Raw genomic sequence first — 12,302 nt, 5'->3', positions numbered from 1 at the left:
TCGGCGCACCTCCCTCTCTCACTGTTTAGTCGCTCTCTTGCTCCATCTGCTTGATCGCCTCCGGCGAGAAGCCTGTGACCTCAGCTATGATCGCGCTATCTAATTGCTTCGCGAGCAGTTGCTTCACCATCATTTGCTTCGCCGCGCGTTCTCCTTCACGACGACCCTTATGCTCAATGTCATCTAATATTTTCTTCAGTCCCATCTGCGATGACTCTCCTATCACGCTCTGAACTCACCGTTAGTCGCTCTCTTGCTCCATCTGCTTGATTGCCTCCGGCGAGAAGCCTGTGACCTCGGCTATGATTGCGGTATCTACTTGCTTCGCGAGCAGTTGCTTCACCATCGTTTGCTTCGCCGCGCGTTCTCCTTCTAGTCGACCCTCGCGGCGCCCCTCACGACGACCCTTATGCTCGATGTCATCTAATATTTTCTCCAGTCCCATCTGCGATGACTCTCCTTTCACGCTCGGAACTGAACGTTTAGTCGCTCTCTTGCTCCATCTGCTTGATCGCCTCCGGCGAGTAGCCTGTGACCTCGGCTATGATCGCGGTATCCACCTGCTTCGCCAGCAGTTGCTTCACCATCGTTTGCTTCGCAGCGCGTTCTCCTTCTAGTCGACCCTCACGGCGACCCTCCTGGCGACCCTCACGACGACCTTTATGCTCGATGTCATCCAATATTTTCTCCAGTCCCATCTGCGACGACTCTCCTTTCACGCTCTGAATGAATTGCTCCAGCGCATCCTTCTCCGGCAGCTTCCGCTTTAGCACATTCGCCATCCACGACACAAACTTCTGCTGATTCTCCTCCGGCAAGCGGCGGAATGTCCCCATCAACTGCTCCAATCTCCCTTGCAGTTGATCCGGGCGCGCCGTCTTATCCAGGAAGAATACAGAGGCAATCGTATTCGATAACGACAGCAGATCCTCATCCGTATAACGTGCCACATCTATGAGCAGATATTCAAAATTCAGCAGCTCCGGCCCGAACCACCCTTCTGTCTCCAGCAACTGGCGAAACTCCCGCTTCGCCGTCCATCTCTGCTGCCCATTGTACAGTACAAGCGGCACGATCGGTGGCAGCCTGAAGGTCTTCCGGTTCTCTGGCGAGTACGCTTCATGATGCTGCAGATACCGCCAGATCTCCACCTGATACAGCAGCAGTCGGTACGCCATCCGGTAGTCCACACTCGACTGCAGCTCCAGCAGCAGATAGAAGACGACATCCTGACCGTTCAGCTTCACTCGGTAGACCAGATCCGCTTCCTTCCGCTTGAAGTCCGGCAGCACGAACGAATGCGGAATTTCCTCCACTTCCTCTTCCGTCACCGTCTTCAGCCAACCGTTGTCTACGAAGGTGCGCAGCAGCTCCACGAACAGCTTCTTGCTCGATAGCAAATATCGATACGAGGTGTCGTGATGCGGATGGCTTGACGCTGTTTCTTCCTCCTCCATCTTCGGCGCACCTCCCTTCTGTTACATATATTATACCGTTTTCTATTTGCTGCAACAATCCTCGGAGAGCCGCGTGCACATAAGATCAACGCCTTCTAAGACGCTCGCTCCTTGGCGGGAACAACAGGAGTGTCGCAAGATTTTCTACGAGTTGCACAAAAAGAGATGCACAAAAAACCCCTGGAGTCCAGGGGTTCAGCTTGTAATATAAGAGTATATAAGTGGTATGCTTATAATAGCTTATATTGTCACACGCCACACATTCCTTGCTGTCTATCGAGCGGCGTCTGTCGTATATGCGTGCAGCTACAAATGGTATCCGCAGTGGATGTTACAGTTTAACTACGTTAGCAGCTTGTGGACCGCGAGCGCCTTCTACGATGTCGAATTCGACCGATTGGCCTTCTTCAAGGGTTTTGAAGCCTTCGGATTGGATGGCAGAGAAATGAACAAAAACGTCGCTGCCTTGCTCAGTCTCGATAAAACCATAACCCTTCTCAGCATTAAACCATTTTACTTTACCTTGCATTCAGAACATTCCCTTCATCATCATATAGCTGTGAGATCGCATGAATATGGCCCACAATTTGAATATACAACGGTGTCATACAAAAGTCAAACACTATTTTGTAAGCGAATTCAACTTAATTCGACATTTCCGATAAGAAAAAGGGACATTCGACAAATGCCCCTTTTTTTCGATCATTTTCGTTTGTCAAAAAACTGGCTATCATAGTACTGCGGCGAAGCATCATACGTATTCTTGACGGTGCGTCCATGTGATATTTTATTCAGCTCGGTCTCCGCCTCATCGCGAAGCTGCTCCATCCGACTGGCGATCTGCTTATCCAGCTCCAAGATATGAGCAACCAGCTCCTTATGGCGCACCTTCTCAGCGGCTGTCGGCTCCCAATCCATCAGTTGCTGAAACAGACGGCCGCGCTGCAGCATATATTCCTCTAGCTCCTCTGGTTCTCTGGACTCCAGCCCTTCCGCCAGCTCAGACGACAGTTGTGCGAGTTGTTGGAGAGTAGCTTCCATGTCCGGCTCCTGTCGGGGTTGACTGGCTAAGCTGCCTGGCCGCCTGCATCCACGTTTCTTTCATCTCGACCAGAAGATTAAGAATCTCCTCAGCCGGCTCCGGATTCTGGCGAATATTCGCCTCTGTAAGCTGCCGGTTGAAGTAATCATACAACTGCAGCAGATTGTCTGCAATCGGAGAGGTGCGATCCAATGTGATGGTAAATTCACTGATAATATCCTGGCACTTCTGGATATGGGTGTTGGCCTCCTCGATTCGATGCCCCTTGATGGCTTCGATGCCTGCCCGGCAATTCCGAATCGCGCCGTCATAGAGCATAATAAGCAATTGCGCCGGTGAAGCGGTCTGTATCGTAGTCTCCAAATATTTATTACGCTGCTGCAGTTGCATGATGTATTGCCTCCTTAGGAAGAAAATTGCTGAGTAAGCCAAGCGCTCTGAGAGTTCATTTTGTTGAGATAGGTCTCAAGCGTTGTGAATTGCTTGTAATAGCGGGTTTCGAGATCCTTCATGCGAGTCTGAAGTGCTGTAAGACGCTTATTCATGGTTTTGAGCTCTTTACCCATCGCATAGTCATCTTCATTCATATTGGTTAGACCGGCCTTATCACGAATCTTACCATATATGATGTCAATCGATTCTGTAATTCGGGTAAGCAAACCGTCTCCTTCGGTAGTATTCTTGTTCCCGTCATCCCTGGTGAACAAGGCATAGATTTGATCCGGATTGTCCGAGATTGCTTGCTTGAGCTTATCCTCATCGATAAAGAGCTTCCCTTGGTCCAAATAGGAGCCAGTTATAGAGTTACCTTGAACTATCGCGCTTGATATTCCAATTTCCCCCAGAGCCTTCAAAGCCCCTTCACCAAGACCAGTGACCGCATTGGATAGCCCATTACGCATCGACACAAGAGCGTTGTTTAACAGCGGGTCACTGCGCAAAATGCCGCTCTTGGCCTTTTCTTCCCACTTTTTAATTTCTTCCTCTTTCATATCTTCACGCTGTTCGTCTGTCAGTGGCGCAAAATCCCGGTATCGCTTTTCATCCAGCTTGGAATTCACTGTTGCGATCAGCTCATTATATTTATCGACGAATCCTTTAATCTTCTCGAAGACTGTATCCACATCTTTGGCAACCCCAATCGTAACCTCTTCTGCCCCCTGCTGCTTGGCTACGAAGTTGATACCGGCAATCTGAAAGTTATTGGAGTTGTAATATTGCGTAATTCCATTGTACTGTACTTTTGCATCGGTTCCAGTAACACCACTCACAGCAGTTCTCGTATTAAGACCAAGATTAGTCAGGAGAGTGCTGTCTGTGCCACTCAGGTCAATCGTACCCCCATTGTCACGAACAAGGGATAGCTTTCCAGCGCTATCCAATACAGCCGATACTCCTGTACCGACTCCGCCTTCTGTATTTTCATTAATCTTCTTCACCAACTGCGCCACAGTAGTTTCAGTGGTCACATTGAATTTGAGCTCTTTCCCGTCAACCTTGAGATTGAACTCACCATTGGCCTCAAGCTTGTCCGTGCCCTTTAGTTTTTTGCTACCAGCTTCAAATGTCTGAAATGACGTCTCTGAAAACAAAGACTTCAGATTGTCGCTCAACGTGATCGCAGACTGATTCCCCGAGCCTGAGGAGCTAAGAAACAGACGGTTCAGGGACTCGTCGTAATTCGCCTTCACACCTGTAGCAGGTGACTGATTAGAGATCGAAGCAACAAGCTCCCCTATGGTTGCCGTCTCATCCAATTCGATCGTAGCGCTTCCTTTCTCGCCACCGATGGAGATCTTGATTTTCTCGCCAGCATTAGCTGGTTCGATACCCAGACTTTTCAGCGTTGTTCTTCTCCCTTGGATCGCTTCCAGTTCTCCGGTTCGAATAGATGCCGACTCAGCCAGACGATCAATCTTGATCTTATGCTGACCCACCACGGCATCCGCAGTGCCGGTGCCGGTAACAAGCTTATCGTTGGAGGACGATACAGTCTTCGCCAAAAAAGTAGATTGTCGCTTCATGTCATTGGCTGCAGACTTGAAGTCAAAAAACTTCATATTGAAGCTACGATATTCATCCCTTCTCCACTCCAGCATCTGCTTTTGTTGCTTCAGCTTATTAAGAGGCGCGCGATTCGCAGTCATCATCTTCTTAATAATTTCATCGGTATCCAGTCCAGATGCCAGTCCGGTGTACCGTGTCGTTGCTCCTGTCACTGCCATGTCATAACCTCCCAATCATAGTCGTTCTAGTACACTTCTTACCACTTCTCGTCCACAAAGATGCCGGAAACTTCCCATAGCTTGGCCACCAGATCCAGCGTCTTCTCTGGAGGAATCTCGCGGATTACCTCTCCTGTATCTACGTCCTTCACCTTCACCGCAATCATCTTCGTCGTCTCGTGGACGGAGAACTCTAGCGAGGTTGTCCGGCCCTGTAGAGCCTTAATCGCCCGTTCAAGCGCTCGAACAGCTTGTTCATCACTAATGGTTATCTTCTCGCCACGAAGCTCCGCCTGCTTCAGCTCATTCACATTGGATACTGTCGAGGAAAAATTGACCGTCTTTGGCTCGGCAGGGCTGCTATCCACTGGATTCAAGGAACTGCCGCCCGGAAAGGCAGAGCCTGGAAATGAACTCTGAATACTCATACCCGAATCATCCTCCAGCCGTTAATCTAGACTTATTATCTACTATATCGGCAAGCACTGTTCAATCTATTAGCGCAAATAAAAAGGAACCCGGAGAAAAATCCCCAGGTTCCCATATAACGCGTTAAGATTAACGCAGCAATTGCAGTACGCCTTGTGGTTGTTGGTTCGCTTGAGCCAGCATCGCTTGAGCAGCTTGCGTCAGGATGTTGTCCTTCGTGAAGGTCATCATTTGTTTCGCCATATCCACATCACGGATACGGGATTCAGCAGCAGTCAGGTTCTCGGAAGATGTACCCAGGTTGTTGATCGTGTGCTCCAGACGGTTTTGGAAGGCACCTAGCTTAGCACGTTCGCCAGATACAGTCTCAATTGCTTTTTGAATCGTTGTAATTGCCTTATTAGCACTTGTTTTATCTGTAACATCAATATTATTAATTCCTAGAGCGGCAGAACGCATATCACCAATCGAAACATACATATTTTGGTTTTCATTAGCGCCAATATGCATATTGAGTCCGCCGTTGGAGGTTACAGAAATTGTTGCAGCCCCTGTTGCGCCTGAAACGGAGAATTCCAGACCTTTAGCGTCTCCACTTTGAATAGTAATTTTGTTACCATCTGCAGTATATGAAGGGGCACCTGTGATAGTTACAGCAGCATCTGCACCTTCGGTAATAGTACCTGCTCCGGCAAAATCACCAGCCAAACCAGTAATCGTAAGATTAGATTTACTACCGACCGTCGTAGATGTGAAAACAATGCCAGCACCATCTGTGTGGGAAGCTTCCACCCCAATACCAGCATTATTTATTGTGTCCAATACATTTTGAACAGTATGCGAAGTGTCAAAAGTAAAAGAAACTCCATTTATTGTGATTGCACTACCGGCCGCCATAGTTGCATTTTTGTCAGCAAACGTGGCCGTAGTTGCGGAAGATGTATCCGCAGTCGCGGCTGTAAATGCAGTAATAGCCACACTTCCGCCAACTTTAGTATCAGCAGTTCCGCCATTAACAGTAACTCGAGATGCAGCAGCTCCGGTCACAGTTGCTGCTACAGAAGCACCACCATTTAGAAGCTTTTTAGTATTGAATTCTGTATTGTTACCGATACGATCAATCTCGTCAACCAACTGCGAAATTTCTTTTTGGATTTCGGAGCGGTCGGTTGCTGTATTGGTATCATTCGCAGACTGTACAGCCAATTCACGCATACGTTGCAGAATGCTGTGGGTCTCGTTCAACGCACCTTCAGCAGTTTGAATGAGAGAAATACCATCTTGAGAGTTTTTAGCAGCCATGTCCAAACCACGGATTTGTCCGCGCATTTTCTCGGAGATTGCCAGACCTGCAGCATCGTCGCCCGCACGGTTGATCCGAAGACCGGAAGATAGTTTCTCCAAAGATTTACCTGCCGCTGCATTGTTGCCAGTCAGTTGACGATGAGTGTTCAGTGCCGCGATATTGTGATTAATACGCATGAAAATTTCCTCCCTGAAATTGTATTCCGCATCCTTGCGGAAGCCCTCGGTCTATAGGTCGGCCGCCCTAATTACCGTGCTAATGTATATATCGACAATACGGTCGATTAGTTTATAGCTTTCAATGAAATTATCAAAAATTATTTTTCCTCCGCTTTCTCCTGCGTCGAGGGATTGAGCAGGCTCGCCAGTTGCCCGAGAGCCATCTGTCCCTGTGCCGCCTCGCGGTTGGAGGCCTGAATGGACATGTACAGCTCCTTGCGGTATATATCCACCTGCCGGGGCGCGCGGATGCCAATCTTCACCGTATCCCCCTCGATTCCCAGCACGACAATCTCGATCTGCTCTCCGATCATAATTGATTCTTCCAGCCTGCGTGATAGTACAAGCATCGCTTCCGCCTCCTATTCCGCTCGGTCCGCAGACTGCTGGAGCAGCGGATGACGGGAATTGTATTCATTGGAACGCAATATATATTGTTTGCCAAGCCCTGACTTGCGATTCAATATCACTGGGGCCAGCAGATTAATCGTCGCCTTCTCCAAATCATTGGGCACTGTCAAAATACAGAGGATAATGAGATCCCTTTCCCCTTCAATTTGAAGCTCCTCCTGTACAGGCTCGGGAAGCTCGAACTCATAGCTTGGGTAAAATATAAAGGGCGAGCTGACAAGAAACGAAATGTCCTTGTTGTCAAGCGACTGCAGAAGTTGAATATTTCGTTCAGCCTCCATCTCCAGCAAGGCGAAGCTCCGCAGCTTCTCGAAGCCCGGCAAGCCATGCTCGAACCGATATACCGCCTCCTCTGGAATCTCCACCTCGCCCAGCCATGATGTTTCCACTTTCATCACAATACGCCTCCCTTATGCTCATTCTACACAAAGATAGACCGAAGCGTATACGCCTCACCGGGATATACGTCGGTCTACCTCTCCTGCTGTCATCTTTATGCAGTTAAATCTACTGTAATATTAATACTCGGCCATTGCTGCATATAGATGTCCAGCTTGCCGCGCTCATAACGATGCACCGGACGATTCACTTGAACGTCGATGTCCACACCGCCCCGCTCGACGTCAATATTCAGCTCATCCTGCGTGTAGCTCAGGTCTACATTCAGGCTGGAGGCCGGGCCTCGGAAGTCGAATTCCGGGAATCGCTCGCGCCAATCCTTGGAGATGTCCGCAATCGCATTCCCACCGCGCGTCAGATCGCCTAGCTGCTTGCCCTCGCTGATTCTCCGCGCAATTCCCTTGAGGGCAATATCCTTACCCATCGAGTAGATCTTGCTCATCACCTTCAGATTGTTGCCTAGCGCGAGCGCATCCCATGCCCTCTCCTGATCGATCTCCAGACCGAGCCTATTTCTTGTAATCGTCTGCTTGGCCGATCGCTGATGCATCTCCACCGTAGGCCGTGGCTGTTCGATCTCTTGCGTCCCATTGTCGGCGTTAATCCCGATGCGGCCATATTCCTGCCTGATCTGAATCTGAGGAATGTTCATCTGGGGCCTCCTCTATCCTCTATTAACGGAGAAAATCGATCAAGCTTGGACGAATCAGCTTGGCTCCCGCAGATAACGATGCCTGATACACATTCTCCTCCATCTGAAGATTCGTAATGACGAAGGCTTGATCCGCATCCTCTGTCTTGGACTGCAGTTCAGTCAAATTAAGCTCGATGTCGCTGAGCCGCTCCTGGATCAGCTCCACCCGATTCATTCGGGCGCCAATCTCGGAGCGCTTCTCCAGCAATGTATTCATCCGACTGTCAAGCCGTCCGAGCAGCTCGGATACCTTGGAGGAATCCCCTTCCGAGAGAGCGTCATAGGTCAGCTTCAGCACATGGAACAGATTGTCGCTTGTAGCTTCATTATCTGGTGTAACGGGCTCACCGAATACCTCGGAGCCTGTAATATTGACTGCCATCACCATGCCTGGCGACAGCTCGTACTTGATCTGCCCTGTGTCGGTCGCTATATCCTGTGCTCTCGGGTCGCCGGAGATATCGTCAATAGCCAACTTCGGGTAAGGGGCTGTCGATGTCTGTTCCCCATTGAACATGTATTTGCCATTGAATTGGCTATTCCCTACCTCTACCAGTTGTGCATATAGTTGACCGATCTCTAGCTTAATCGCGTCATATGCAGATTGCGGCTGAACATTTGCTCCCTGTACCATTAGTTCGCGCGCTCTCTGTAGGACTTCTCCTGCCTGAGCGAGCGCCGTATCCGTATATTCGATCTGAGAGATCGCTGAATCGACATTGCGGATATATTGCGAATTGCCGGACAGCTCATTGCGGTAACGCATCGAGAAAGTCATTCCTACCGGATCATCCGAAGGCGCATTAATACGCTGACCTGTCGACAGTTGGTTCTGAAATGTATTCATCTTGTTCATATTATTAGATACATTACGCAGCAGTTGCGTATTCATCATCGATTGGGTGACACGAATTGCCATCTACTATTCACCTGCCCTCTCTTAACGTCCGACGACGCCCATACCGTTAATAATCCGGTCAAGCATCTCATCGATGGTTGTCATATTGCGTGCAGCCGCGTTATAGGCATGCTGGAACTTGATCAGATTGGACATCTCCTCGTCAAGCGATACGCCGCTTACCGACTGCCTCCGTCCATCCACCTGATCAACGAGCGACTGCGCATTGGAGGTCTGACGCACCGCTTCCTTGGTCTGTACCCCGAGCTGACCCACCACAGAGGAGAAAAAGGCCTGCAGCGTGTTCTTGTCCTCCACTCCATTGCTGCCAAATTCAAACTTGGCGTCCCTTGTCTGGGAGAACAGCACAGCAAGCGAGTTATTGCCGATTACGGCGCTTACGTTGCCATCCTCATCGGTCGTGGTCTTCATTGCCGTAGCAATCTTGAAGGCATCAGTCACAATCGCCGGATTCACGGAGAAATTGGCCGCTGTTAATCCTGCGGTCGCACCGCTTGAATCGGTGAAGAACGGGATTCCCTGCTCGCCAGACAAGGTATAACCAAGCTGATGCAGACCGTTCAGTCCCTTGACCACAACCTTCGTATCTGCCGTAATCTCGCGCGTGCCGGCAGGAAGGCCATCCAGCACTACCCCATCGGGCAACAGCGTACCAGCAGGCAATGTAATCTCTACATCACCATTGGCAATCGTATTGGCCAGCTTGTCCAGATCCTTGATGTAGCCCTCCACAAACCGGTCGCGGGACACGAACAGCCCATACATCTCGCCATCATTAAAGGTACCCTCTGTAAAGGCCTGCTCCAGTCCCTCCATCGTGAGCGCCTGCGGCACAGCGCCGCCCTCGACGAGCACATTGCCGCCCATCGTCACCTGATACCCGGTTGCCAGCTCTGTCACGTTGATGTTGATGACTTTGGAGATCTGATCGACCAGCAGGTCGCGCTGATCACGCAGATCATTCGCATTGTCCCCTAGCCCCTCGACACGGGTAATCTCAGTGTTCATCTGGCTGATGGTGCCCAGCATCGAGTTGACGTCCAGCAACTTGATATTCATATTGGTCTCAATGTCCGTCTTCAGGTCATTCAGTTGCTTCGACGTATGATTCAGCGAATCAGCCAGCGCCAGCGCCTGCTCGCGCACGATCTTGCGGCTATCCGAGCTCTCGGGCGTCTTGCTCAGGTCGGACCATGCATTGAAAAACTCGTTCAGCACCGTGCGGAAGCCCGTATCTGTCGGCTCACTGACGATCTTCTCCAGCTTCTCCAGCGTATCCTTCTGCATCGTATAGTTGCCCAGCGCCTTGTTCTCATTGCGGAACTGGTCGTCCAGGAACTTCTCGCGAATACGGGTGATCGAGGAGAATTCCACCCCCATCCCCATCTGTCCCGGCACATTGGAGCGCATCAGCCCATAGGATTCGAGCGGGCGTGCAGCCACCATGTTCACGGTCTGGCGGGAATATCCTTCTGTGCTTGCATTGGAAATATTGTGACCTGTCGTGTATAGCGCTGCCTGCTGGGTTACAATCCCCCGCCGGGACACCTCTAGGCCATGGAACGTCGATCTCATCGGTTCACACCTCTTTCATTAGGCTTTTGTATCGAACTGGCTATATCGCTTGAACCCCTCCGATTGCAAGGAGCGATGATAGGTCGCCTCCTGCTCGCTCGGACCGGCAATCACATCCAGTGAATGGGCGATGTATTCCAGATTCAGCTTCATCATCTGCTGATTGAATTGATTCACATCCTGCAGCTCGTTCAAGGAGGCGGCCAGTCGTTCACAGGCCGCTTGCAGCGCCTGCTTCTCCTCTGCCTTGTATACCATCTGGACGAGTTGGCTCATACGGAAGGTTCCCGTAGGCGAGATGCCACGCTTCACCAGGTATCTGCCGACAGCCAGCAGACGCTGCCGATCCAGCTCTGTCACCTTCGCAATAAGCTTCGTCTCACGGTTGGTTGCCGCAGCTACACCATCTGTAGCGTTGGCCAGGATCGCTTCACGCTTCTCCAGCCCCAAGGCAATCAGCTCGCGGTGGAGAGCATCCAGCTCATCCAGCGTATCGACTATGACTTGCACAGCCTCGTCCATGTCCATTCTCCTCGTAGTGAAAATTCATCGCGCTGCTGCGCGCCTACCGCATATATTAGCCAGACCCTGCAACGCCCGCTATTCTGATGGCGATTTCAAATAGGGCAAGAGCTTGTCTGCAAGCTTGCCGGCATCTACAGAATACGTGCCTGCAGAGACCGAGCTTTTCAGCTCACTCAGCCTCTGAGCCAGCTCGGCCTGATTCATTCGCTGCGACTCCAGCAACTCCTTCGCCTCCGGTGAAATCGACACTTCATCCTTGCGGCGAGGCGGCGAAGCTTGCTCCGACCGATGGCCGTTGCCAGACGCATATTTCTGTATGCCTGCAATCCGTCCGATTTCATTTAATTTCATAGTCTCACTCCGTTCAACAAAAAGAAATAGCCGATGATTACTATGATGTAATATCGGCATAGGGCTTATAAAAGTTTATAGTGGAATGCACAATCCGTCCGTCCACCTTATGGTAATCCTCATCCTGTCTGTCCTGCTATACTGAGGGCAGACCACTACATCTGACAGACAAGCATCTAATCTCGCCTCACTCGCCGGTTTGGTACGTTTTCCCCAGTCTGGCTGCATCCAGTCGGGCCTGATCATGACCCTTCAGCGAGTTGACATCCTTCACCAGCCGTTGTCTACAGTCCATGCACATATTGCTATCCCGAATCAACGTACCGCATACCTCGCATGGGTAGGACATATTGGGCGCATTGACAATCGAGATCCGCCCCTCGCGGATGAAGCGAGTAATCTGCCGCGTGCTGACCTCCGTCTTCTCGGATAGCTCGGTAATAGTGGTGCCCGGAAATTTGCGCAGATAATCCGCGCAGCGCTCGTATTCCTTGTCGAGTTCTTTTATACAAGCAGAGCATAGATTCCGCAGATTTAATTGATAGACCTTCCCGCAGCGGGGACAGTTACCCAGATTCATTATCGCCAACTCCTTTTCTTCTCCGGCTGACCATGGCTGAATATAATAAGTTACCTTATATTTTAACGGATAAATCCAAATTTTTCACTACGGAAAATTAAAGTTCGCGATTGCACTGGCTCGATCCCGTAATCCCTTACATTTCGCTATGACTCTATGTGCTTGGGCAGC

At 50.3% G+C, this 12,302-nt stretch carries 17 protein-coding genes; all 17 read right to left on the bottom strand.

Annotated features, from left to right (window positions below; genetic code table 11):
• Nucleotides 1-25: 25 nt before the first annotated feature.
• The 17 genes from ACY1JZ_RS07400 to ACY1JZ_RS07320 all read right to left on the bottom strand — a co-directional run bounded on the left by ACY1JZ_RS07400 (nucleotide 26) and on the right by ACY1JZ_RS07320 (nucleotide 12,131).
• Nucleotides 26-205 carry a hypothetical protein gene (locus tag ACY1JZ_RS07400; protein WP_462628680.1) on the bottom strand — a complete coding sequence of 60 codons (180 nt, stop codon included), beginning with the start codon at nucleotides 203-205 and terminating at the stop codon, nucleotides 26-28.
• A 36-nt stretch (nucleotides 206-241) separates the two neighbouring features.
• Nucleotides 242-445 (bottom strand): hypothetical protein, encoded by a 204-nt coding sequence (locus tag ACY1JZ_RS07395; RefSeq protein WP_462628679.1) that lies wholly within the window; start codon nucleotides 443-445, stop codon nucleotides 242-244.
• A 37-nt stretch (nucleotides 446-482) separates the two neighbouring features.
• Complete coding sequence (locus tag ACY1JZ_RS07390) at nucleotides 483-1,457, bottom strand: Rpn family recombination-promoting nuclease/putative transposase (protein WP_462628678.1); 975 nt, start codon at nucleotides 1,455-1,457, stop codon at nucleotides 483-485.
• Between the two features lie 331 nt (nucleotides 1,458-1,788).
• Nucleotides 1,789-1,986, bottom strand: coding sequence for a cold shock domain-containing protein (locus ACY1JZ_RS07385; RefSeq protein ID WP_270166209.1), 198 nt, complete (start codon nucleotides 1,984-1,986; stop codon nucleotides 1,789-1,791).
• 173 nt (nucleotides 1,987-2,159) lie between these two features.
• Nucleotides 2,160-2,498 (bottom strand): flagellar protein FliT, encoded by a 339-nt coding sequence (locus ACY1JZ_RS07380; protein WP_462628677.1) that lies wholly within the window; start codon nucleotides 2,496-2,498, stop codon nucleotides 2,160-2,162.
• Nucleotides 2,458-2,889, bottom strand: a complete 432-nt coding sequence (gene fliS, locus ACY1JZ_RS07375) for a flagellar export chaperone FliS (RefSeq protein ID WP_270166213.1) — start codon at nucleotides 2,887-2,889, stop codon at nucleotides 2,458-2,460. The genes ACY1JZ_RS07380 and fliS overlap by 41 nt, the downstream gene beginning before the upstream one ends.
• A gap of 14 nt (nucleotides 2,890-2,903) precedes the next feature.
• A complete protein-coding gene (gene fliD / locus ACY1JZ_RS07370) occupies nucleotides 2,904-4,724 on the bottom strand; it encodes a flagellar filament capping protein FliD (RefSeq protein WP_462628676.1) in 1,821 nt (606 codons plus the stop codon).
• A 38-nt stretch (nucleotides 4,725-4,762) separates the two neighbouring features.
• Entirely contained in the window at nucleotides 4,763-5,152 is a 390-nt protein-coding gene (locus ACY1JZ_RS07365; RefSeq protein WP_462628675.1) for a flagellar protein FlaG, read from the bottom strand.
• Between the two features lie 130 nt (nucleotides 5,153-5,282).
• Nucleotides 5,283-6,635 (bottom strand): flagellin N-terminal helical domain-containing protein, encoded by a 1,353-nt coding sequence (locus tag ACY1JZ_RS07360; RefSeq protein WP_462628674.1) that lies wholly within the window; start codon nucleotides 6,633-6,635, stop codon nucleotides 5,283-5,285.
• A 140-nt stretch (nucleotides 6,636-6,775) separates the two neighbouring features.
• Complete coding sequence (gene csrA / locus ACY1JZ_RS07355; protein ID WP_462628673.1) at nucleotides 6,776-7,027, bottom strand: carbon storage regulator CsrA; 252 nt, start codon at nucleotides 7,025-7,027, stop codon at nucleotides 6,776-6,778.
• A gap of 12 nt (nucleotides 7,028-7,039) precedes the next feature.
• A complete protein-coding gene (gene fliW, locus ACY1JZ_RS07350) occupies nucleotides 7,040-7,483 on the bottom strand; it encodes a flagellar assembly protein FliW (RefSeq protein ID WP_462628672.1) in 444 nt (147 codons plus the stop codon).
• A 98-nt stretch (nucleotides 7,484-7,581) separates the two neighbouring features.
• Entirely contained in the window at nucleotides 7,582-8,139 is a 558-nt protein-coding gene (locus ACY1JZ_RS07345) for a DUF6470 family protein (protein ID WP_462628671.1), read from the bottom strand.
• Between the two features lie 22 nt (nucleotides 8,140-8,161).
• Nucleotides 8,162-9,100 (bottom strand): flagellar hook-associated protein FlgL, encoded by a 939-nt coding sequence (gene flgL / locus ACY1JZ_RS07340; protein WP_462628670.1) that lies wholly within the window; start codon nucleotides 9,098-9,100, stop codon nucleotides 8,162-8,164.
• A 21-nt stretch (nucleotides 9,101-9,121) separates the two neighbouring features.
• Nucleotides 9,122-10,675: a flagellar hook-associated protein FlgK gene (gene flgK / locus ACY1JZ_RS07335; RefSeq protein ID WP_462628669.1), complete on the bottom strand. Its 1,554-nt coding sequence runs from the start codon at nucleotides 10,673-10,675 to the stop codon at nucleotides 9,122-9,124.
• An 18-nt stretch (nucleotides 10,676-10,693) separates the two neighbouring features.
• Entirely contained in the window at nucleotides 10,694-11,197 is a 504-nt protein-coding gene (locus ACY1JZ_RS07330; RefSeq protein ID WP_462628668.1) for a flagellar protein FlgN, read from the bottom strand.
• A gap of 78 nt (nucleotides 11,198-11,275) precedes the next feature.
• Nucleotides 11,276-11,551 carry a flagellar biosynthesis anti-sigma factor FlgM gene (flgM, locus tag ACY1JZ_RS07325; protein WP_462628667.1) on the bottom strand — a complete coding sequence of 92 codons (276 nt, stop codon included), beginning with the start codon at nucleotides 11,549-11,551 and terminating at the stop codon, nucleotides 11,276-11,278.
• Between the two features lie 187 nt (nucleotides 11,552-11,738).
• Complete coding sequence (locus ACY1JZ_RS07320) at nucleotides 11,739-12,131, bottom strand: flagellar protein (protein WP_270166229.1); 393 nt, start codon at nucleotides 12,129-12,131, stop codon at nucleotides 11,739-11,741.
• Nucleotides 12,132-12,302 lie beyond the last annotated feature (171 nt).

This window comes from Paenibacillus sp. J5 (genome assembly GCF_054955055.1).
This window is presented reverse-complemented; position numbering and strand designations above follow the sequence as displayed.

Bases quoted from the DNA above. Each gene is read 5' to 3' on its own strand.
- ACY1JZ_RS07400 (WP_462628680.1), bottom strand. From the start codon at position 205: ATGGGACTGAAGAAAATATTAGATGACATTGAGCATAAGGGTCGTCGT.
- ACY1JZ_RS07395 (WP_462628679.1), bottom strand. From the start codon at position 445: ATGGGACTGGAGAAAATATTAGATGACATCGAGCATAAGGGTCGTCGT.
- ACY1JZ_RS07390 (WP_462628678.1), bottom strand. From the start codon at position 1,457: ATGGAGGAGGAAGAAACAGCGTCAAGCCATCCGCATCACGACACCTCG.
- ACY1JZ_RS07385 (WP_270166209.1), bottom strand. From the start codon at position 1,986: ATGCAAGGTAAAGTAAAATGGTTTAATGCTGAGAAGGGTTATGGTTTT.
- ACY1JZ_RS07380 (WP_462628677.1), bottom strand. From the start codon at position 2,498: ATGGAAGCTACTCTCCAACAACTCGCACAACTGTCGTCTGAGCTGGCG.
- fliS (WP_270166213.1), bottom strand. From the start codon at position 2,889: ATGCAACTGCAGCAGCGTAATAAATATTTGGAGACTACGATACAGACC.
- fliD (WP_462628676.1), bottom strand. From the start codon at position 4,724: ATGGCAGTGACAGGAGCAACGACACGGTACACCGGACTGGCATCTGGA.
- ACY1JZ_RS07365 (WP_462628675.1), bottom strand. From the start codon at position 5,152: ATGAGTATTCAGAGTTCATTTCCAGGCTCTGCCTTTCCGGGCGGCAGT.
- ACY1JZ_RS07360 (WP_462628674.1), bottom strand. From the start codon at position 6,635: ATGCGTATTAATCACAATATCGCGGCACTGAACACTCATCGTCAACTG.
- csrA (WP_462628673.1), bottom strand. From the start codon at position 7,027: ATGCTTGTACTATCACGCAGGCTGGAAGAATCAATTATGATCGGAGAG.
- fliW (WP_462628672.1), bottom strand. From the start codon at position 7,483: ATGAAAGTGGAAACATCATGGCTGGGCGAGGTGGAGATTCCAGAGGAG.
- ACY1JZ_RS07345 (WP_462628671.1), bottom strand. From the start codon at position 8,139: ATGAACATTCCTCAGATTCAGATCAGGCAGGAATATGGCCGCATCGGG.
- flgL (WP_462628670.1), bottom strand. From the start codon at position 9,100: ATGGCAATTCGTGTCACCCAATCGATGATGAATACGCAACTGCTGCGT.
- flgK (WP_462628669.1), bottom strand. From the start codon at position 10,675: ATGAGATCGACGTTCCATGGCCTAGAGGTGTCCCGGCGGGGGATTGTA.
- ACY1JZ_RS07330 (WP_462628668.1), bottom strand. From the start codon at position 11,197: ATGGACGAGGCTGTGCAAGTCATAGTCGATACGCTGGATGAGCTGGAT.
- flgM (WP_462628667.1), bottom strand. From the start codon at position 11,551: ATGAAATTAAATGAAATCGGACGGATTGCAGGCATACAGAAATATGCG.
- ACY1JZ_RS07320 (WP_270166229.1), bottom strand. From the start codon at position 12,131: ATGAATCTGGGTAACTGTCCCCGCTGCGGGAAGGTCTATCAATTAAAT.